We start from the raw sequence: 21,626 nt of genomic DNA, 5'->3' as shown, positions 1-21,626 counted from the left end.
CTCGGCTTTTCGTGATGCCTCCTTTCAGAACTGCTCTTTAGATAAACAACTGCTGTATGCTGCACCTCCAGAACTACATCAACGGCACCTTCACGGCTCCCATCTCTGGCACCTACCTGCCCAACATCAACCCGAGCACCGGCGAGGTGTATTCGCAGATTCCGGATTCTGACGAGCGGGATGTGCAGGTAGCAGTAGAGGCGGCGCAAGCGGCGTTTCCGGCCTGGTCTGCGCTTTCCGCGGAGAAACGGGGCCGTTTCCTGATAAAGCTCTCTGAACTGATTGACCAGAACCTGGAACGCTTAGCCGAAGCCGAAACCACTGATAACGGAAAACCGCTTTCGCTCTCCAGGACCGTTGACATTCCGAGGGCCAGCAGCAACCTGTTTTTCTTCGGGACGGGTGTGCAACACTTCGCGTCCGAGGCCCACACCATGGAAGGCGTGGCCGTGAACTACACGGTGCGCAAACCGCTGGGTGTAGTGGCCTGTATTTCCCCGTGGAACCTTCCCCTGTATCTGTTCACATGGAAGTTTGCCCCCGCCCTAGCCGCCGGAAACTGCGTGGTGGCCAAACCCTCTGAGATCACGCCGTACACTGCCCATCTACTGGCGGAACTGTGTATAGAGGCCGGACTGCCCGCGGGCGTACTGAACATCGTGCACGGCACCGGCCCCAAAGTGGGCGCGCCACTGTGCGAGCACCCCGAAGTGAAGGCCATTTCCTTCACCGGCGGCACCCAAACCGGCAAAACCATCGCCCGCGCGGCGGCCCCAATGTTCAAAAAACTCTCGCTGGAATTGGGTGGCAAGAACGCCACCGTCATCTTCGCCGATTGTGACTTCGAGAAGACCGTGACCACTGCCGTGCAGGCCGCCTTCGCCAACCAAGGGCAGATCTGTCTCTGCGGCTCGCGTATTTTAATAGAACGTCCGCTGTACGCGCGTTTCAAGGCTGCTTTTCTGAAAAAGGTCGAAAACCTGCGGGTCGGTGATCCGCTGGAAGCGGGCTCCAACATGGGTGCATTAGTCTCGGCCGCGCATTTGCAGAAAGTGCAGCAGTACATCGCGCTGGCGCAGGAAGAGGGCGGCACGCTGCTCTCCGGCGGCGAACGCGTGCACCTGGAGGGACGTTGCGCGAACGGATATTTCCTCCAGCCCACCGTCTTTGAAGGACTTTCGCATACCTGCCGCACCAATACCGAGGAAATCTTCGGGCCGGTGGTCACGCTGATGCCTTTTGACACAGAGGAAGAGGCCCTCACCTGCGCCAACTATACGCAATACGGCCTCGCTGCTTCCGTCTGGACGCAGGACCTTACCCGCGCCCACCGGGTGGCGCACCAATTGCAATCCGGTATTGTGTGGGTGAACACCTGGCTCCTGCGGGATTTACGCACGCCCTTCGGAGGAACCAAGCAAAGCGGGGTAGGCCGGGAAGGCGGCTGGGAAGCCCTCCGCTTCTTCACTGATCCGCAGAACGTGTGTATCAAGCTTTGATGAATGAATGATTGAGTGAATGCTTCTATTTCTTTAATTCCAACATTCAAATATGGCGCGGAAGTTACTTCCGTGACTTACAAATACTTTTTAGTTAGGCACGGAAGTAACTTCCGCGCCATAGAAAGCCTCTACTGAAAGGTATTTAGGAGCTGTTTTTTCTAAAACACTCCTAAAACGAACGTTCCTTCGGCTGTCTCCTATCCAAAATAATTGTCTAAATTTAACGCTACGAACTTTCTAACAAACCGAATGAAACATAGAATGAACCGCTGGCTTGTAGCGGCATCCTGCCTTTTAATGGCGGTGAGCACCCAGGCTCAGCAGAAACGAGACTTTGATTTAGACGACATTTTCCGGAAAGGCACGTTCCAGGCCAAATCGGTGTACGGCGTGAACTGGATGCGCAACGGCCAGTTCTACTCCAGCCAGGTAGCCGACCAGGCCAACCAAGCCGTGGACATTGTGCAGGTAGATGTGACTACTGGTCAGCCGGTGAGCACCATCATTGAGGGCGAGGCCATTCAGGTAAACGGCAAGACGCTGGAGTACGATGATTACAGCTTCAGCGCAGATGAGACCAAAATCTTGTTCGAGGCCGAGCACGAACCCATTTACCGCCGCAGCAGCAAAGGCCATTTCTACGTCTATGACCGCGCCAGCAAGAAATTGCAGAAACTGAGCCAGGGCGGCAAGCAGAGCTACGCCACCTTCTCGCCGGATAATAAGTACGTGGCCTTCGTGCGCGACAACAACCTGTTCTACGTGGACCTGGCTTCCATGCAGGAGCGCCAGATTACCACCGACGGCAAGTGGAACTTTATTATCAACGGCGGTACGGATTGGGTGTACGAAGAGGAATTCAGCTTCGCGCAGGCCTTCTTATGGTCGCCGCAGGGAAACCAGATCGCGTTCTACAAGTTCGATGAGAGTCAGGTGCCGGAGTACAACATGCAGATGTGGGGCCCGCTGTATCCGCAGGACTACAAGTTCAAGTACCCGAAGGCCGGCGAGAAAAACGCCACCGTAGCGATTTACACCTTCGACCTTGCATCGGGTAAAACCATGAAGATGGAAACCGGCACTGAGGCCGACCAATACATTCCGCGCATCAACTGGACCAACACGCCTAATTTGTTGTCCATCCGGCGCATGAACCGCCTGCAGAACACGCTGGAGATCCTGCACGCCAACACGCAGACCTGCCAAAGCAAAGTGGTTCTGAAGGAAACCGACAATGCCTACATTGACATCACCGATGATTTGACGTATTTAGCCAACGGCAAGCAGTTTGTGCACAGCTCGGAGAAAGACGGTTTCAACCATCTCTATCTGTATGACATGAACGGCAAGCTGGTGCGCCAGATCACGAAGGGCAAGTGGGAAGTGAGCAGCTTCTATGGCGTGGACGAAAAGAACAACGTGGTGTATTTCACCTCCACTGAGGCTTCGCCGATGGAGCGCCATTTGTACAGCATCGGGTTGAACGGCAAGAACAAGAAAAGCCTTACGCCAGCCAAAGGCACGCACACCATAAACCTGAGCCGCGATTTCAAATACTACCTGGACTACTACTCCACCATCACCACGCCGCAAGTGGTAAGCTTGCACACCTCAGACGGCAAGCAGATTAAGGTATTGGAGAGTAATGAGACCCTGAAGAACACCTTGGCTACCTATAACCTGCCCAAGCCCGAGTTCTTCCAGTTCAAGACCTCTGAGAACGTGACGCTGAACGGTTACACCATCAAGCCCGCTGATTTTGACTCGAACAAGAAGTACCCGGTGCTGATGTTCCAGTACAGCGGCCCGGGCAGCCAGGAAGTTGTAGACAGCTGGAGAGGCCGTAACTACTTATGGCATAGCTACCTTACTAAGCAAGGCTACATTATCGCGGTGATTGATAACCGGGGTACCGGCGGACGCGGCGCGGAGTTCAAGAAGATGACATACGGCAACCTGGGCCACTATGAAGTCATCGATCAGATTGAAGGCGCGAAGCATTTGGGCAACCTGCCGTATGTGGACAAAAGCCGCATCGGGATCTGGGGCTGGAGCTTCGGGGGCTACATGAGCTCGCTGGCCATCACCAAAGGCGCCGATGTGTTCAAAGCCGCCATTGCGGTGGCTCCGGTAATTAACTGGCGCTTCTATGACTCTATTTACACCGAGCGCTTCCTTAAACTGCCGCAGGACAACGCCAAAGGCTACGACGACAACTCGCCCATCACCCACGCGAACAAACTGCGCGGCAAGTACCTGCTCATCCACGGCACCGGTGATGACAATGTACATTTCCAGAACTCCATTGAGATGACGAACGCCTTGGTGAAAGCCAATATTCCGTTTGAGAGCGCCTACTACCCTAACCGGAACCACGGCATCAGCGGCGGCAACACCAGCATCCACCTGTTCACCAAAATGACCGAGTTCGTGCTGCGGAATTTGTAGTCTGCCCTTACTCCTATAAAAACAAAGCGCCAACTCTTTTCAGAGTTGGCGCTTTGTTTTTATAGGAGTTTCTGGACCCTTTTCACAAGATGGTCACTAAAAACCCAGTCGTACAATTAGCTTTGAAAACTGGCCCGCTGCAGGCGGTCGTTAATGGCGCGGCCTAAGCCTTGCTCGGGCATGGGTTCTGCCAGGATGAGGTCAATGGGTTGGGCGTCCAGGGTGCGGAGGGCGGAGAAAAGACCGCGGGCGGCTTCGCTTAGATCGCCGGAGGCAGAGAGCTGGATTTGCTGTTCACGTGGAACTTCAGAATAAATTTGCTGCAGCGAAATCACCCCAGTCCGGGAAGGATCTGTTTTCTGCAGGTTTTCTGAAATATTGCCCAAAAGCACCTTTTTGCGGGGCGAGTAGTGGCTGCTGAGCATGCCGGGGGCAGCAGGATTAGAAGACGAGGTTTTCACTTGGACTTTGGAGATTTGCACCACTTCCTGCAGGTCCTCCAAGGCCAGACCGCCTAACCGAAGCACCTCCACCTCATCGCCGTTCAACCGGAGAATGGTGGACTCAACACCTACCTCGCAGGCGCCGCCGTCCAGAACATAAGGGATTCGGTCACCCAATTGGTCTTGTACGTGGTGGGCAGTGGTTGGACTCACATACCCGAACGGATTAGCACTGGGCGCGGCCACCGGAAAAGGCAACTGCCGGAGCAAATCCAGCGTGAGGGAATGGTTAGGGATACGCACGCCCACCGAGTCATGGCCCGAGGTCACCAGCAGCGGCACATGCTCAGCTTTGGGAAGAATGAGCGTGAGCGGCCCTGGCCAGAAGCGTTCAGCTAGTTTATAGGCGGCATCCGGCACCTCCCGCACAATTCCGCTGACCTGGGAAACTGCGTGGGTGTGCACAATGAGCGGATCAAAGGCCGGTCGGTTTTTGGCCTCAAATATTTTCACTACTGCTGCCTCGTCGTAAGCATTTGCGGCAAGGCCGTACACGGTTTCGGTGGGGATCGCCACCAAATCGCCTTGCGTAAGAAAGGATACTGCGCGCTGTAAATCAGTGCCGATGTCTGCCATAGTACTATGATAATCCTGCAAAGCTACTACGATGTTCTCTCATTTACAGCCGGGAAATCTGTTTTAAGTTTGTATTAAGAAAAACGGCTCTAAAACAGAAAGCCCTGCGTGCGGGCAGGGCTTTCTGTTTCTCAAGTATTCATTTCTGATTACACTGTCTCTTTCTGGTACAGTTTAGCCAGGGTAGCTACGGCGTAGTCAATCTCTTCCACGGTGTTGTATTTGCTGAACGAGAAGCGCACATTGCCCCGCTCCATGTCTGAACCAATGGCGCGCAACACGTGAGAACCTAGATCCACGCCGCTGGTGCAGGCACTTCCGCCCGAGGCAGAGATCTTGTTGATGTCTAGGTTGAAAAGGAGCATCTCGTTCATCTCAGATACCGGCAAACTTACATTCAAAACGGTGTACAGGCTTTTGTCTCCCTCGGCGGAAAGGCCGTTGAACTGCACGTCTTCAATCTGCTCGCGCAGTTTAAAGATCATGTGGTCTTTGAGGCGCTGGATGTGCTGATGGTGCTGATCCATATCGCGGTACGCGATCTCCAGGGCTTTGGCCAGCCCGATGATGCCGTACACGTTCTCGGTGCCGCCGCGCATGTTACGTTCCTGCGATCCGCCCTGGATCAAGGGATTGATCTTCACGGATGAATCTACATAGATAAAGCCCACACCTTTGGGTCCATGAAATTTATGGCCCGAGCCCACCAAGAAATTCAAGCCTAAAGCCTGCACATCATGGCGGTAATGGCCCATGGTCTGCACCGTATCTGAATGGAAGATGGCGTCATACTTCTTGCAGATATCAGCGATGGCCTGGATATCGTTCAGGTTCCCGATCTCGTTGTTGGCGTGCATGACAGACACAAACGTGCGCGGCTGCGAAGCCAGGGTCTGCTCCAGATGATCTAGGTCCAGCACGCCGTTTTCGTCTACCTTCAGCAAGGTCAGTTCCACCTCACCTGTTTTCTCCAGCGCCTCCAGCGAGTGCAGAACCGCGTGGTGCTCCAAAGGCGAGGAGATGGCGTGCTTGATGCCCAGACTGCGGATGGAACAGATAATGGCTAGGTTGTCGGCCTCGGTCCCCCCGGAGGTAAAGAAAATCTCAGATGGCGATGCGTTGATCAAACCGGCTACTGTCTTTCGGGCGCCTTCAATGGCGGCCCGCACCTGCCTTCCGTGTGCGTGTATAGAGGATGGATTTCCGTAGTGCTCCAGCATGAAGGGAGCCATTACTTCAAAAACTTCTTTGTCTATGGGCGTGGTAGCCGCATTATCTAAATATACACGCATGAGGAAACTTACTTTTTACAACAACAACAGGTGAAACAAGTCCGGTTCATAGGAAGCCTTCTTAGGAAGAAATAAAAGCTATGGATTTATTCGCTTATGATTTAACGGTGATAATTTCTTTGATGTCACCGATGATTTTGTTGGCCAGGTGGTCTGCGGTGGAAAGGCTATCTGACTCGGCGTAAATCCGGATGATAGGCTCGGTGTTGGATTTCCGCAGGTGCACCCACTCTTTGTTGAACTCGATCTTCACGCCGTCAATGGTGTTGATGGGTTGCTTGGCGTAATGCTTCTGCACTTTGCCCAGTACCGCGTCTACATCAATGTCTTTGGTGAGTTCGATTTTGTTTTTGGAGATATAGTAGTTAGGGTATTTGGCACGCAGGCGGGAGATGCTGAGCCCGGTCTTAGCCAAATGCGATAAAAACAGCGCAATACCTACTAAAGCATCGCGACCGTAATGCAACTCAGGGTAAATGATACCTCCGTTGCCTTCGCCCCCGATGACGGCGTTCTGAGCCTTCATCATGTTCACTACGTTCACCTCGCCCACAGCAGAGGCAAAATATTGCCCACCGGCTTTTTCGGTTACATCTCGCAGGGCGCGGGTAGACGACAGGTTAGAAACAGTGTTTCCGGGCTGATTTTGTAAAACGTAGTCTGAAACGGCTACCAGGGTGTACTCTTCGCCAAACATGCTGCCGTCTTCGTTCACCAGCGCTAGGCGGTCAACGTCTGGATCTACCACAATACCCAGGTCAAACTTGCCTTTCTCCATCACGCGGGCAATCTCGCCCAGGTTCTCGGGAAGCGGCTCTGGGTTGTGGGCGAAATGACCGGTTGGGTCGCAGTTTATTTTCTCAATATGTGCTACGCCTAGGGCCTCTAGCAGCATAGGCACGGCAAACCCACCACTGGAGTTCACAGCGTCTACCACTACTTTGAAGTTCTTGGCTTTTATGGCCTCTACGTCTACCAGCGGCAGATCAAGAATGGCTTTGATATGCTTTTTCAGGAATTTATCACTCTGGGTGTACTTGCCCAGCTTGGTAACCTCGGCGAACTGGAAAGACTCCTGCTCAGCCAGATCAAGTACCAGTTTCCCTTCGGCATCGTTAATGAACTCGCCGTGCTGGTTCAACAGCTTCAGGGCGTTCCACTGCTTGGGGTTATGGCTGGCGGTGAGGATGATTCCGCCGCCGGCTTTCTTGGCTGGCACGGCCATCTCTACGGTAGGCGTGGTAGACAAACCTAAATCAATCACGTTAATGCCTAACCCTTGTAGCGTAGCGGCTACCAAGCGGTTCACCATTTCGCCAGAAAGGCGGGCATCACGGCCAATAACAATGGTATCGTTTTTAGTTGTTTGTAGTACCCAGGTGCCAAATGCCGCCGCGAATTTCACTACATCAACTGGTGTGAGGGCTTCCCCTACTTCGCCACCAATTGTACCTCTAATTCCTGAAATTGATTTTATAAGTGCCACTGATTCCAATTTTTGAACACGCAAAAGTAGTAAAATTGAAATGAATCAATGCAAAGAAGAAGACAAAGGTGTCTGCGTACCGCTTAGAATAGTACTCCTATAGCCCTGAGCCAATGCAAAAATCTGCCAAATGAACTCCATGAAAGAACGTATTCATTGTAACTTAAAAGCAGGAAGCCGCCTTTCAGAAAACTTCTTTTCCCTTGAGGGCTAGCTTAGCTCACTTGCAGAAACTAATGCGTTTCAAGCCTCTTTTCACGGAAACAGGCCTAAAAACAGAAGCCCGTTAGCGAGTTTTAAGGCCGAACACCATCTTTTTGCCTGAAATACGCAGGATAAGCCCCTTCAGAAAAACCAATCTTTATTTTAGGCGTTCTCTCAGAATGGGGCTCTGTCAACACATTCAACCCTCCAGAAGAACCCGCCGCCCCGCACGCAGAAAAATTTTAGATATTTTTATTCTACACGTATGGAATTCTGATGAAGCATGCATCATGGTAGAAAATAAACCGTTCCTGGCCCGGACAAGGTCTTCGCCGGAACGTAACTTGTTTAAAGCCTGCTTTTCACAAAAGGGCGTTAAAACAGGTTAGCCTTTGTACCCACGGGAAAGATTATGGTTTGTTGTGTTACTGTTTTATTAAGAATGCATGCAGAGCTCATGAATTGTTAACAATACGTTTATCTTTGTTAGATGGAAACCCCTGTAGTACCCGCTTACACCCGCCAAGCACAGCTTGACGCCTTTAGTCGTCTGCTGGATATCTTAGATGATTTGCGTGAAAAATGTCCCTGGGACCGGAAACAGACCATGGAAAGCCTGCGGCACCTCACCATTGAGGAAACCTACGAGCTCTCTGAGGCCATCCTCACCCAGGACCTCCCGGAAGTCAAAAAGGAGTTAGGCGATGTACTGCTGCATTTGGTTTTCTACGCGAAGATTGCTTCTGAACAAGGGGAATTTGACATAGCAGAGGTGCTCAATGCCCAATGCGACAAGTTGATTTTCCGCCACCCGCACATTTACGGTGACACCAAAGCAGACACTGAAGAAGAGGTCAAAAAGAACTGGGAAAGCCTGAAACTGAGAGAGGGCAATAAATCGGTTTTAGCCGGCGTTCCTTCATCGCTTCCTTCCATGGTAAAAGCCATGCGCATCCAGGAGAAGGCCCGCGGTGTTGGATTTGACTGGGATGAACCCTCCAAAGTTTGGGAAAAGGTAGAGGAAGAATTAGCTGAGTTCAAGGCTGAATTTGATAAGCCCCACTTAAGCGACGAAGACAAAGCCAAAGCCACCGATGAGCTAGGCGATGTGTTCTTCTCCCTCATCAACTTTGCCCGTTTCCTGGACCTCAACCCAGAGGAAGCCTTGGCTAAAACCAACCAGAAGTTCATTAAGCGGTTCCAGTACCTTGAGACAGCGGCAGCTAGCCAAGGAAAGAAACTAAGCGAAATGACCCTGGCCGAAATGGATGTCTATTGGAACGAAGCGAAAACAAAAGGCTAGCCAAAGGAGTAATACCAAAATTCTTAAGAATACCCTAAATATATTGTACTTTTGCAATAATATTTCCGGTATAATTTGATATTTTGCGTTTAAATCCCTAGGCTTGTATTTAGGTTGCTCCTAAATTGATGTAACTCCTCAAGACAATTAACAGTTGAAAGGGAATTATTAAAGCTGAAAGAGCATTTAAATTTTTAACAACCAATTCATTATCAACAACTAACAAAGTAACACAAACAACTAAACCTAAATTTTTAGAAACAATGGAAAAAAAGAGTGCACCTGCAACTGCAAAACCAGCACAACAAGAAGGCAAGGCAGGCTCAATGTTCGCAAGCATCGTAATTCCGGTAGCCATTATCGCTGCTGTTTGTATTTATCTGTTTATCCTTGGTAACGGAGCTAACTTTGAAGGCGGAGATAACGCCAATCACCCACTTCCAGGCAACATGCTGGGCCAGGTGTACAAAGGTGGTTTCATCGTGCCAATCCTGATTGCGATCAACATTCTGGTAATCACTTTCTCAATTGAGCGTTTCTTAACCATCAACAAAGCAAAAGGCGGTAAAGGCCTTGAGTCTTTCGTGAGAAGCGTGCGTCAGAAAATGAACGCCAACGATATCAATGGTGCTATCGCAATCTGTGACCAACAGAAAGGTTCAGTAGGCAACGTGGTGAAAGCCGGTTTGCTGAAATACCAGGAAATGCACAACGAGCACGGTATGACCAAGGATCAGCGTATCCTGGCTATCCAGAAAGAGATTGAAGAAGCGACTGCTCTTGAATTGCCTATCCTGGAGAAAAACCTGGTGATCATCTCTACTATCGCCTCTATCTCTACCCTGGTAGGTCTGATTGGAACGGTATTGGGTATGATTAAAGCGTTCGCGGCTCTTGCAACTGCAAGTGGTGCTCCAGACGCAACCCAGCTGGCAAACGGTATCTCTGAGGCCTTGATCAACACAGCCCTTGGTATTACTGGTTCTGCCATCGCTATCGTGGCGTACAACTTCTTCACCAGCAAAATTGATGAGTTGACGTACAGCATTGATGAGGCTTCTTACAGCATCATCCAGACGTATGCCGCTCAGCACACTGAAAACAACAGAATCTAATTGAACTTCTAACTTAGAAGGAAAAGATGCCTAAAGTAAAAGTACACAGAACCTCTCCATCCCTGGACATGACGCCCATGGTGGACCTGGCATTCCTTCTGGTAACGTTCTTCATGCTTATTTCGAAGTTCGCGCCAGAGGAAGTGCTGGTGGTGGATACGCCGTCTGCAACAACAGAAATCAAAGCCCCAGATGCCAACGTGATCACGATCAGTATTGGTAACGATGAGCGCGTTTTCTTTGGGGTAGACGACAAAAACACTAAACTGAGACTGATAGATAAAATAAGTGAGAAATATGGAGTGGGCTTCACGCAGCCAGAGAAAGAGGTTTTTGCTTCTTTGGCTTCGTTTGGAGTTCCAATTTCCCAACTTAAGTCCTATCTGGCTCTGAAACCCGAAGATCAGAAAAAGGTGAACCAACCTGGTATTCCAATTGATTCTACTAGAAACGAGTTAGGTGACTGGGTGCAATTAGCCCGTTACTCCAACCCACAGTCTATTGTAGCCATCAAAGGAGACCAAAAGGCCCGTTACCCAATTGCTGGTCGTGTGATTGAGATCTTGCAGGAGAAAAACGTAAACCGTTTCAATCTTGTGACGGATATGGAAGTTAAACCTGTTATTAAATAACGAAAGGGAAACGACATGGCAGAAATACAACAGCAAGGCGGCGACGAAGGCGGTAAAAAGCGGGCCAAGAAAGGCTCTACCAAGGTGGACATGACCCCCATGGTAGACTTAGGCTTCCTGTTGCTTACCTTCTTCGTAATGACCACCACGCTGGCCAAGCCGCAGATCATGGAGATCAACATGCCGGTGAAGCCAAAGGACAGACAAGAGCAAAATGAATTGAAGGCCTCTAACGCTTTCACTGTTCTGCTTGGCGCCGATAACAGAATCTTCTTTTACCGTGGTTTGCACCAGCCAAACATGAACATCATCCCGCAAGTGGAAGAAAGCAACTGGTCTGGAACCGGAATCAGAAAAACAGTTCTGGAAGCCACTCGCGCCAATCCAAACCTGGTAGTGCTGATCAAAGCTGATGAGACCTCTTCTTACAAGAACCTTGTGGATATCTTAGACGAGATGAGTATCACCAACACGCAGAAGTACGCCGTGGTAGAGTTGGATAACGCAGATGCCGCTTTACTTAGAAACGCAGAGAAAGGAGGAGGAGCGCAATAATGGATAATCAACGTTTAGCAACCGCAACTCTTGATGATATGGTCTTTGAAGGCCGTAACAAAGAGTATGGAGCCTACATGCTTCGTAAACTATACACGAAGCACGTTAACCGGGCAATTGTCATTGCAATCATTCTCTTCGTTCTCTTTTTAAGTATTCCTTTGATACAGTCAATGTTCAAAGACGAGGATGCAGTGACTGCCGCACCGGTAGTGAAAGTAGTGGACTTAGCCGCGCCGCCTTCCGTTGAGAAGGTTGTGCCACCACCGCCCCCACCACCAGATGCACCACCGCCCCCACCACCCGTACGTTCTACCGTTAAATTCACGCCTCCGGTAGTGAAGAAGGACGAAGAAGTACAGAAAGAGGAGATTCCGGATGTAAAAGAACTTCAGAAAACAGACGCCGGTACTGAAACCGTGAAAGGTGACCCAACCGCACCGCCAACCCTTGAAGGGATTGAAAGCGGTACAGGCCCTGCCGGTCCGGTACAGGAGGTTTTCGAAGACAAAGTTTACATTGCGGTAGAGAAAATGCCTGAGTTCCCAGGCGGGATGGCAGCCATGATGAAATACATGGGTGAGAAATTCCGTATCCCATCGGCCGCTCAGCGGGCTGGTGCTGAAGGTAACGTGGTACTCTCTTTCGTAGTAGGCCCAACCGGTGAAATCACGAACATTGAAGTACTAAAAGGTCTTGGTTATGGTCTGGACGAAGAAGCCGTACGTGTAATCAAGGGTATGCCAAAATGGAGCCCAGGTGAGCAGAACGGTCGTAAAGTTTCTGTAAAATATACAGTTCCTTACCGCATCGTGATCAAATAACCAACACCTGTATTGGTTCTTTATATAAGAGCTCCGGAGACAGACATTCAATTAAGAATGGATTGTCTTCGGAGTTCTTTTTTACCAAACAGTCTTGCATTCACGTATGATTAGTTGAAGCTAAACCAGAAGCAGAATCATGAATTACTCTAGAAGACCCCAGCATTCCCAGCAGAAAAGCACCTATGAGAATGTCATGAAATATGTGTCATTGCTAATGGTGCTTTTATACTTTGGATTTGGTTTATACGTTCTTTTCTCTAGCGAGAAGCAAATCCCTTTCCCAAGAGATTATAAATATATATTTGGAGGGCTCCTCCTTTTCTACGGTTTGATTAGATTTGTGAGAGCGTACCAACAGTATTTTAAAAAAACCAGACGAAATGAAGAAGACTAACCTCTTACCTTTCCTGTTCTCTGCAGGTTTGGCCTTTGCGGCTTTCTCATGCGGGCAGTCTGGCAATAAGAATACAGACACCGCAACTTCGGGAAAGATCAAGATTACGGTTGACGAGTCTTACGCCCCCATTATAGAAGCCCAGATTCAGACTTTCCAGGGGATATACAAGTATGCGAACATTCAGGCAGTGTATAAACCCGAGGTCCAGGTGGTACAAGACCTGTTAAATGACACGGTTCGTTTCGCCATCATGGCCCGACAACTGAATGACCGGGAGAAAGCCGAATTTGAAAAGTTTAAAATCACCCCAAGGATCAATAAGATCGCCGTTGATGGGATTGCCCTCATCTTAAACAAAGAGAATACAGATACAACGCTTACTCTTCAACAGGTGAGAGATGTCTTCACAGGTAAGACAACTTCCTGGCGTCAGTTAGATCCTACGGCTAAAGATGGCAAGATTACTATTGTCTTTGATAACAGTAACTCAAGTACGGCCCGGTTTATTATTGATTCAATCAACCTGAAGAAACCATTGCCGCCCAACACCTATGCCTCTACCTCAAACTCTAATCTGGTAGATTACGTAGCACAAAATAGGAATGCGATTGGAGTAATTGGAGTTAACTGGATCAGTGACCGGCACGACAGTACCGCCATCAGTTTCCTGAAAAGGGTGAATGTGGTAGGTATTAGCGCAAAGGAGAACCCAACATCTGAAAACGATTTTATACAACCCTACCAAGGTTACTTGGCGCAGGGAACTTATCCGCTACGGAGAGAAGTTTTTATAGTAAGCAAAGAGGCACGGGCCGGACTTGGCACAGGTTTTGCATCCTTCATTACCGGTGATAAAGGCCAGAGAATCATATTGAAATCAGGCTTGGTGCCGGCTACAATGCCCGTTCGGATAGTAGGGTTCAGACAATAAAATTAACCAGAGTTTCACTAACACTAACAAACAACCAAATGATTAAGAACTGGAAGACGTATGGAGTTTTAGCGGCCGCATTCTTTACCGCCGCTGGAGCCTCAGCACATAACAATGGGCTGCGTCCTGGTAAGATGGAACAAACAGAGGTACAGTCCCCTCAGGAGCTGCTTGCATTCGCTTCTAATGCTGTACAAGATAACTCTGCCGCAGGCTTGGTGAAACAAGGGAAGGCAGCTCTTGAACAAAATAAATTAGCAGAAGCGCAGCAGTTGTTTGACAAAGCGTTGTCTATGACCAAAAACAAAGACAACAACATTAAGATTGCAATTGGCGAAGCCTACGTGACTTCTGGCGTGAAAGACTTGACTCCGGCCATCAAAGTACTGGAGGAAGCTACCAGTAAGGATACCAAGAACGCTAATGCCTTTGTTCTGCTGGGTGATGCCTACCTGCATAACAAGACGGTAGATGGTGGCAAAGCCATGGCCAACTACGACAAAGCCTTAGCCGCAGATAGTAAGTTCGCGAAAGCCCATTTACGCAAAGGTCAGTTGTACGTACAGTCGCGTAACTTCACCCAAGCCAAAGAAGCATTGGATGCTGCAGCAGCCGCTGATCCAAACTACGCTCCTACCTACCTTGAGTTGGCAGAATTGTACTACCGTGCAGAACAGTACCCTAAGAGTTCTGAGTACATCAAAAAGTATGTATCATTGGCAGAAAACACGCCGGAAACTCGTGCTAAATATGCCTCTATCCTCTACTTGACCAAGGATTACGCCAACGCCATGACAGAAATCCAATCTGTTCTGAAGAGCGATCCTAACAACATTGCCATGAACCGCTTGTTGGCTTATACTTACTTTGACACCAAACAGTACGACAAGGCACTTGAGGCGATCACTGCATACTTCAATAAGTATGATGAGACCAAGCGCATTCCTTCTGACTACGAGTACTATGCCAATATCTTGGTAGAGAACAAGAAACCACAGGAAGCTATTGCGGTAATTGAACAAGGAAAAAAATTAGACCCTAAGAATCCTCTTTACGATGATCTTCTGGCAAAACAGTATTTAAGCCTTAAGAATTACCCTAAAGCCATTGAGTCGTACAAAGCGAAATTCGCTACTACTCCTCCAAACAACACCGATCTGTTCTACTATGGCTATGCCCATGAGTTGAATGATGATTTCAAAACGGCAGATAGCGTGTACACCATCATCACAACGAAGAACCCTACCTATGCGTATGGTCACTTCTGGAGAGCGCGTGTCAACTATAGCCTTGACCCTGAAACAAAAGCAGGCTTAGCAAAACCTCACTATGAAGAGTTCATTAAGCTTACTTCAGGTGATAAAGAGAAGTACAAAAAAGACTTAATCACGGCCAACAATTACCTTGGCTACTACTACTACCTGAAAAAAGACAAAGCGAATGCTACTAAACACTGGCAAGAAGTGAAAGCCTTGGATCCTACCAACGTAGATGCCGCCAATGGTTTGAACGGACTGAAAGCAATGAAGTAGTCTCTTTAAGAACATAAAAAAAGCGCCTCTTAAAATTTAAGAGGCGCTTTTTTTATGTTCAAGGAAGGAATTAAAATGCAGGTTATATCGAAAGCTTTATCCAAGAGAACAGGATATAGACCGGAAAGGAAACTCATGTAATCCCATTCCACCAGGATTTCCATTCCACTAAAAGCATCAAACCCGGCAATTAAGCTTTTATCCCTAACCAAATTATTTCTCTATAATCACCCTCACTTCTTTCGTTTGACTTAAGAACTTAGTTCAAGTAAGCTGTTCATGCACTTGAGCAAAGCTTCCATTTGCTTTCGGCAAGGTTTTCGGAAAGTAGGCCTAAAATGAACCTATTCCAAATACTTCAACATTAAGGTATTCCAACTGAATTAACCCTACCAATAATCAGAAACAAACAAGTAGAAGTAATTATGAAGTAATCCCTCCAATGCTATTAGCTGTCATACAAGTTTAGGCTTGAATTCTATTCTGCAGTACTTGACCGTATTGACGCCATTTTTCCAAAGCAGCCGAAAAATCAGCGGGAAGTTCTGATTCAAAGAAAACAAACTTTTGGGAGGTGGGATGCTGAAACCCCAAGGATTTGGCATGTAAAGCTTGCCGGGGCAGCACGTCAAATGTATTCTGGACAAAGGCCTTGTAAGAACCGGTCTGTTGGCCTTTCAGGATCTTATCCCCTCCGTAGGTAGCATCATTGAACAGCGGATGCCCCAGGTACTTCATATGCGCCCTGATCTGGTGTGTGCGTCCGGTCTCCAGGTTGCACTTGATCAAGCTACAGTAAGTGAAACTCTCCAACACCTCATAATGGGTGATGGCATGTTTCCCGAATTCACCATCGGGATAAACTGCCATGACTTTCCGGTCTTTCGCACTTCGTCCTATATGACCTACGATAGTTCCTTTGGCCTGCGCTGGTACTCCCCATACAATAGCATAATAGGTACGTTCAATGGAGTGATCATAGAATTGCCTGGCAAGATGCGCCATGGCTAGGTCGGTTTTAGCAATCACCAACAGCCCCGAGGTATCTTTGTCAATGCGGTGCACGAGTCCAGGTCGTATCTCTCCATTTCTGGAGGTAGGGAGGTTCTGCAAGTAATACACCAATCCGTTCACCAGCGTACCAGACCAGTTGTTATAGGCTGGGTGCACCACCATACCTGCTGGTTTATTGATCATCATCAATTCCTCATCTTCATACACGATGTTAAGAGGAATATCCTCAGGAATGATATCAGTGTCTCTGGGCGGATTAGCCAGCGTGACGGTAATCACATCAAGAGGCTTTACTTTGTAGCTGGCCTTGGTAGGTTTGCCGTTAATCCTAACAGATTCAGCTTTGATGGCTTCCTGCAATTTGTTCCGGGTCACGTTAGGCAGGCGATCCATCAGGAACTTATCTAACCGGAGAAGCGCCTGTCCTTTGTCTACCTGAATGCGGTGGTGTTCATACAACTCCTCATCAGAGTCAGGGTTGGCTATTTCATCAAAGTCGTCTTCTCTGCCGTCTGGTAATTGCATGCGCTTTAGGCCTGTTTTCTAAAATATAGCACAAAAATAAAGAGCCGGTAACGATTATCGTCACCGGCTCTTATATATTCTAAGGGATACTCCTTATTTCTTCTTTTTAACAGGGGCAGCGTTTTGTACGGCTGGCTTAGGAGCAGTGGCACCTGGGCTAGCAGCTGAAGCAGCTGGTGAGCCTTTAGGAGCTGGAGTTACACCAAGATCTTTCAGAACCAGGTCAGTAAAACCATTTCCATCTTCTGGGCCATACAACAAAGCTTCGGCGGTAAAGATGTGGGTGAATCCGTTCTCTTTAGCCACTTTGTCAATAGACTTCTGGATTTTGTTCATTACTGGCTCAAGGGCAGCTTGCTCTTTTTTCTGCAAAGAAGCATCGGCGTTACGCTGAAACTCTTCAATAGAGGCTTGCAGAGTAGTCAACTCTTTCTCTCTGTCAGCTCTCACCACATCGGTCATGGTAGGGGCGCCTTTTTTGTAGACCTCTACTTTTTCCTGATAGGTTTTGTATTTGTTCTGAAGCTCTTTCTCCAATTGGCTGCTGTGGGCTTTCAGATCTGACTCAATCTGGCGGCTTTCAGGCAATTGGCTGATGATGTAATTGGCGTTGGTATAACCAATTTTAACGGTTCCTGTCTGTGCAAAAGAAGCCACACTTACGAGTAAAAAAGCGGCTACTAACAGAGATTTCAGTTTGTTCATTGTAAGTTACTTAGTTTGTTTAATTGTTTTTCTTTTTAACCGGGGGTGCTTTACGGGCGGGCGTTGCTTTCTTGCCTGGGCTGGTAGGGTTCTCAGAAGTAACTGCCCCTTCTGGTAGTGGTGGAACATCGGCAGGGTCGTCTACCAAAGCATTGGCGGGACGGGCACCTGCTGTATTCTGCTCTTTAGAGGCCAAGCCTAACTCTTCTAACACAAACTCAGTGTAATCATGCCGCGGATCTGTATACAGCATCACCACATCACCTGACTTGTCAAACATAAAATTTAACCCGCGTTGGCGCACAATCTTCTCCACGGCCTCAAACAACTGATCCTGCGCCGGTCTGATTAGTTCTTGCCTCCTTTTGAATAAAGAGCCCTCAAACCCGAACATCTTGCGCTGAAAATCCCGAAGTTCAGTTTCCTTGCGGTTTAACTCTTCCTGACGCTTCACTTTCATGTCAGGAGTCAACAGTATTTCCTCAGCCTGATAACTCTTTTGGAGCTTCTCTAGTTCCGCCCGCATGCCCTCAATTTCCTTTTGCCAAGCCTGAGATAGCTTTTCTACCTCTTCCTGTGCATTGGTGTAAGCGGGCATTTTTTGCAAGATAAAGCCAGAATCAATATAGCCAAAGCGCTGGGCACTTGCTTCTCTCCCTAAGAGAAAGAACAAGCTCATTATTAAAAAGCACCCTACCTTCTTCATCGCTTTTATCTTTATCAAATTCTGTTCCAATTATCTGATTTGCTGTCCAATGATGAAGTGGAACTGTCCGCCATTTGCGCCGGGGCGACCAGGCACAGTGTCAAGTCCCCATCCATAATCAAAGCCTAGCAAACCGAAGGCGGCCATGAACACTCTGGCTCCTACCCCTACAGAACGATATAATTTAAACGGATCGTATTCACGGTAGCTTCCAAAGTTGTTACCAGCTTCAGCAAAGCCCAGAACAAACACCGTAGCCGCTGGGTTCAACGATACCGGGTAACGCAGCTCAGCCACGTATTTGTTGAAGGCTATACCACCTGCTCCGTTTGGTGATATACTTTCATCTTCATAACCTCTCAAGCCAACGTAGTCTGTGGCCACAATGAAGGAACCACCTCCTAAACCGGAACCGCCCAATTTGAATCGCTCAAAAGGTCCAATTGTTTTGTTGGATCCATAGGTTCCAATGAAACCAAAGTGAGCTCGGGTGTTCAACACCAGTTTGCCATTGCCGCTCAAAGAATGGAACCAGGACGCATCAAACATCCATTTATGGAATTCTATCCACTGGAAAGAATTCACTCCGCTCTTGAACAAAGAGTAAGGCGGGGTAAAGGTCACGTTCAATCCGATAGAGGAACCGGAACGGGTGTAGGTTGGGTTGTCAATGCTGGAGCGGGCAAAAGAGGTGATGAACGAAATATTGTTCGCATCTCTTATTTGGTCTGCTTCAGCGTAGTTTTGGAAGATGGTAGAGCCATTGCTCATATTATACCTGAAGTAAGAGATTGAATTACTTAAGGTAAAATAGTCATCTGGCCACCGTAGTCTTCTACCCAGGTTTACACTGGCTCCAGAAATATCAATGAACGCATCCTGTAACTGGCCAAACTCATCCCGCTGATTAAATCTCTGGATAGACTTACTCAAACTTACGGTTAAGGAATTTGGCCGACGTCCGCCTAACCAAGGCTCTGTGAACGAAAGTGAGTAAGACTGGTAGCGTTTCCCGTTGGCCTGAATGTTCAAGGCTAACCGTTGACCGTCACCGGATGGGACCGGTCTCCATTGTTTCCAGTCAGTAGCTTTGCGCAAAGAGAAGTTATTCAGGACCAAACCTACGGTACCAACCGCACCAAGGCCACCACCCCAACCACCAGATAACGTGATTTGGTCATTCGGACGCTCTTCTACCGTGTACTGAATATCAACCGTTCCATTCTCAGGATTCGGAATAGGGTTCATCCCGATTTTCTCAGGGTCAAAATAGCCCAAGTTGGAAAGCTCCCGCTGCGAACGGATCAGAGCGGCTCTACTGAAGTTCTGCCCAGGCAATGTGCGCAGTTCTCTAAGAACCACGTGGTCACTTGTCTTGGTATTTCCGGAAACAGAGATGGAGTTGATAGTTGCCTGTGAGCCTTCGCTCAAGCGCATCTCAATGTCTATAGAATCACCCTCTACAGCTACTTCAACCGGCTCAATCTGGAAGAACAGATAACCGTCATCCATGTATAAAGAGGTGATATCATTGCCGCTTGGGTTATAATTAAGGCGTTTATCCAGTTCCTCACGGTTATAGATATCACCTTTGTTGAGGCCTAACACTCTGGCCAACATGGCATCATCATAAAGGTAATTTCCGCTCCAGGAAATGTTGCGGTAGTAATAGCGCCGGCCTTCATCTACCACAAGCTTTACTCCTATGCGATCATCGCTGATCTTGTAGATAGAATCAGAAACGATGGTGGCATCACGGAAACCTTCTGAATTATAAAAATCAAGAAGAAGCTTCTTGTCTGCCTCAAACTCAGTTTTATTGAATTTGGCTCCAGTGAAGACTTTATAGAATTTCTTTTCTTTTGTCTTCTTCAGCTTCCGCTTCAACTGGCTTTCACTAAAGACCATTTTATCATCATCGCTCCAGATTCCAGCCAGAAAACCGGCTACCCCACTCTTCTGGTCTTCACCGGTGGCTGCGTTGATCCGCTCGATGTCCAGTTGGCCAATACGCACTTTCTCTCCTTTGTCTACCCTGATTTCAAGGGCAACACTGTTGGCGATTACTGAATCTGGTATTTGGCGAATGACTACCTGGGCATTCAGATACCCTTTATCCTGGTAAAATTTCTGAACAGTGGTACGGGTAGAGTTCAACAGGGCGTCTGTTACCACTCTTCCCTTGTTCAAGGCAATTGATTTCTGGATATCCTCAATCTGAGCCTTGGAAGCTCCGGAGAAATCGAATCGGGATAATCTAGGGCGTTCCGTCAAAAAGAAATCAAGGTAAATCACATCTCCCTCAATCTTAGTGGCACGCACATCTACCCCACCCAGGATTCCTTGGTCCCAAAGTTTCTGGATAGCCCGGCTGATGGCATCTCCTGGCACATCTATTTCATCCCCGATCTTTAACCCCGTAAGGGAAATCAACGTAGTAGGATCTAGGAACTTGGCACCACTTACTGTGATGCCCCCAATCTTATATTTCTTGGGATTAGCGTAGTCAACGGAGGTGGTTGCATTGCTGCCGCCAACTCCCAGTCTGATCTGCGCAGTGGCAGTTATACCAGACATCACTAAAAGGCATAACAGCCAAAAGTACTTACTCATTAAGAATGTGCTTTTTGTAATTGTTCGCTTGTTTTCCCGAAACGACGTTCTCGTTGCTGGAAAGCAAGTATGGCTTCATAAAGATGTTCTTTCCTGAAATCGGGCCATAGCAGGTCTGTGATATACAACTCTGTATAAGCCAATTGCCAAAGCAGAAAGTTACTGATCCGTTGCTCTCCGCTGGTTCTGATTAAAAGCTCTGGGTCAGGCATGCCTGCGGTATTCAAATAGCTCTGCACCGTGCCCTCATTAATAGCCTCTGGCTGTAACTCTCCTGCTTTTACCTGGGCCGCCAGCTTTTGAATAGCATTAACCAACTCCCAACGACCACTATAGCTCAAGGCTAGCACTAAGGTCATTCGGGTATTTTGGCTAGTAATCTGAATGGCTTCTTCCAATTGCTTTCTGCAAGCCTGGGGTAAAGCCGACAGATCTCCAATAGACTGCAACCGGATATTGTTTTTGTTCAGAGTCTCCGTTTCCTTGCGGATGGTACTTACCAAAAGCTGCATCAGGGCTTCCACTTCATATTTTGGCCTTGACCAATTCTCGGTGGAAAAAGCGTAGAGTGTTAGGTACTTAATCCCGATTTCTGCCGCAGCCTCAACGGTTTCGCGCACAGCGGTAATGGCATTTTGGTGACCAAAAATCCGAAGGTTCCCCTTTTTCTTTGCCCATCTACCGTTTCCATCCATGATAACGGCAATATGTTGGGGCAAATTGCCTGTGTCTATCTTTTCCTTAACGCTCATTAAAAAGA

The 21,626-nt window shown here is 48.3% G+C and carries 18 protein-coding genes; 9 read left to right on the top strand and 9 right to left on the bottom strand.

Features of this window, described 5'->3' with window-relative positions; translation table 11 throughout:
- The first annotated feature begins 56 nt into the window (after positions 1-56).
- The gene (locus tag EFB08_RS08275; RefSeq protein ID WP_123126481.1) at positions 57-1,499 is read left to right on the top strand and encodes an aldehyde dehydrogenase; all 1,443 of its coding nucleotides are present in this window, start codon (positions 57-59) and stop codon (positions 1,497-1,499) included.
- 252 nt (positions 1,500-1,751) lie between these two features.
- The gene (locus EFB08_RS08270; protein WP_394342959.1) at positions 1,752-3,950 is read left to right on the top strand and encodes a S9 family peptidase; all 2,199 of its coding nucleotides are present in this window, start codon (positions 1,752-1,754) and stop codon (positions 3,948-3,950) included.
- A 116-nt stretch (positions 3,951-4,066) separates the two neighbouring features.
- On the opposite strand, the gene EFB08_RS08265 is transcribed toward EFB08_RS08270, so the two are convergent.
- The 3 genes from EFB08_RS08265 to glmM form a co-directional block, all read right to left on the bottom strand.
- Positions 4,067-5,029, bottom strand: a complete 963-nt coding sequence (locus tag EFB08_RS08265; RefSeq protein ID WP_123126479.1) for an L-threonylcarbamoyladenylate synthase — start codon at positions 5,027-5,029, stop codon at positions 4,067-4,069.
- Positions 5,030-5,178: 149 nt separating this feature from the next.
- Entirely contained in the window at positions 5,179-6,321 is a 1,143-nt protein-coding gene (locus EFB08_RS08260; protein ID WP_123126478.1) for a cysteine desulfurase family protein, read from the bottom strand.
- 94 nt (positions 6,322-6,415) lie between these two features.
- Positions 6,416-7,807 carry a phosphoglucosamine mutase gene (gene glmM, locus EFB08_RS08255; protein ID WP_123126730.1) on the bottom strand — a complete coding sequence of 464 codons (1,392 nt, stop codon included), beginning with the start codon at positions 7,805-7,807 and terminating at the stop codon, positions 6,416-6,418.
- A 694-nt stretch (positions 7,808-8,501) separates the two neighbouring features.
- On the opposite strand from glmM, the gene mazG reads away from it, so the two are divergent.
- Entirely contained in the window at positions 8,502-9,314 is an 813-nt protein-coding gene (gene mazG, locus EFB08_RS08250) for a nucleoside triphosphate pyrophosphohydrolase (protein ID WP_123126477.1), read from the top strand.
- A 109-nt stretch (positions 9,315-9,423) separates the two neighbouring features.
- On the opposite strand, the gene EFB08_RS23465 is transcribed toward mazG, so the two are convergent.
- A complete protein-coding gene (locus tag EFB08_RS23465; protein ID WP_165864833.1) occupies positions 9,424-9,672 on the bottom strand; it encodes a hypothetical protein in 249 nt (82 codons plus the stop codon).
- Here EFB08_RS23465 and EFB08_RS08245 point away from each other — a divergent pair.
- From EFB08_RS08245 to EFB08_RS08215, 6 genes are all read left to right on the top strand, one after another.
- The gene (locus EFB08_RS08245) at positions 9,578-10,429 is read left to right on the top strand and encodes a MotA/TolQ/ExbB proton channel family protein (RefSeq protein WP_123126476.1); all 852 of its coding nucleotides are present in this window, start codon (positions 9,578-9,580) and stop codon (positions 10,427-10,429) included. The two genes, EFB08_RS23465 and EFB08_RS08245, sit on opposite strands and share 95 nt — an antisense overlap.
- A 26-nt stretch (positions 10,430-10,455) precedes the next feature.
- Positions 10,456-11,061 (top strand): ExbD/TolR family protein, encoded by a 606-nt coding sequence (locus EFB08_RS08240; RefSeq protein WP_123126475.1) that lies wholly within the window; start codon positions 10,456-10,458, stop codon positions 11,059-11,061.
- Positions 11,062-11,076: 15 nt separating this feature from the next.
- Positions 11,077-11,616, top strand: a complete 540-nt coding sequence (locus EFB08_RS08235) for an ExbD/TolR family protein (RefSeq protein WP_123126474.1) — start codon at positions 11,077-11,079, stop codon at positions 11,614-11,616.
- Positions 11,617-11,693: 77 nt separating this feature from the next.
- Positions 11,694-12,440 carry an energy transducer TonB gene (locus EFB08_RS08230; protein WP_227006265.1) on the top strand — a complete coding sequence of 249 codons (747 nt, stop codon included), beginning with the start codon at positions 11,694-11,696 and terminating at the stop codon, positions 12,438-12,440.
- Between the two features lie 383 nt (positions 12,441-12,823).
- Complete coding sequence (locus EFB08_RS08220) at positions 12,824-13,771, top strand: PstS family phosphate ABC transporter substrate-binding protein (RefSeq protein WP_123126471.1); 948 nt, start codon at positions 12,824-12,826, stop codon at positions 13,769-13,771.
- A gap of 38 nt (positions 13,772-13,809) precedes the next feature.
- Entirely contained in the window at positions 13,810-15,303 is a 1,494-nt protein-coding gene (locus EFB08_RS08215) for a tetratricopeptide repeat protein (protein ID WP_123126470.1), read from the top strand.
- Between the two features lie 465 nt (positions 15,304-15,768).
- Here the strand turns inward: EFB08_RS08215 and EFB08_RS08205 are convergent, their stop codons facing one another.
- The 5 genes from EFB08_RS08205 to EFB08_RS08185 form a co-directional block, all read right to left on the bottom strand.
- A complete protein-coding gene (locus EFB08_RS08205) occupies positions 15,769-16,842 on the bottom strand; it encodes an RluA family pseudouridine synthase (RefSeq protein WP_123126468.1) in 1,074 nt (357 codons plus the stop codon).
- Between the two features lie 93 nt (positions 16,843-16,935).
- On the bottom strand, positions 16,936-17,547 hold the full coding sequence (locus EFB08_RS08200; protein ID WP_123126467.1) for an OmpH family outer membrane protein: 612 nt from the start codon (positions 17,545-17,547) through the stop codon (positions 16,936-16,938).
- Between the two features lie 19 nt (positions 17,548-17,566).
- Positions 17,567-18,226: an OmpH family outer membrane protein gene (locus tag EFB08_RS08195; protein ID WP_227006264.1), complete on the bottom strand. Its 660-nt coding sequence runs from the start codon at positions 18,224-18,226 to the stop codon at positions 17,567-17,569.
- Between the two features lie 57 nt (positions 18,227-18,283).
- Positions 18,284-20,866, bottom strand: coding sequence for a BamA/OMP85 family outer membrane protein (locus EFB08_RS08190; protein ID WP_123126466.1), 2,583 nt, complete (start codon positions 20,864-20,866; stop codon positions 18,284-18,286).
- Positions 20,866-21,618 (bottom strand): isoprenyl transferase, encoded by a 753-nt coding sequence (locus tag EFB08_RS08185; protein ID WP_123126465.1) that lies wholly within the window; start codon positions 21,616-21,618, stop codon positions 20,866-20,868. Before EFB08_RS08185 ends, EFB08_RS08190 begins: the two co-directional genes overlap by 1 nt.
- Positions 21,619-21,626 lie beyond the last annotated feature (8 nt).

The organism is Rufibacter latericius (genome assembly GCF_003721515.1).
GTDB lineage: Bacteria > Bacteroidota > Bacteroidia > Cytophagales > Hymenobacteraceae > Nibribacter > Nibribacter latericius.
Note: the sequence above shows the minus strand (reverse complement) of the source record. Positions and strands in the feature narration are given on the sequence as shown.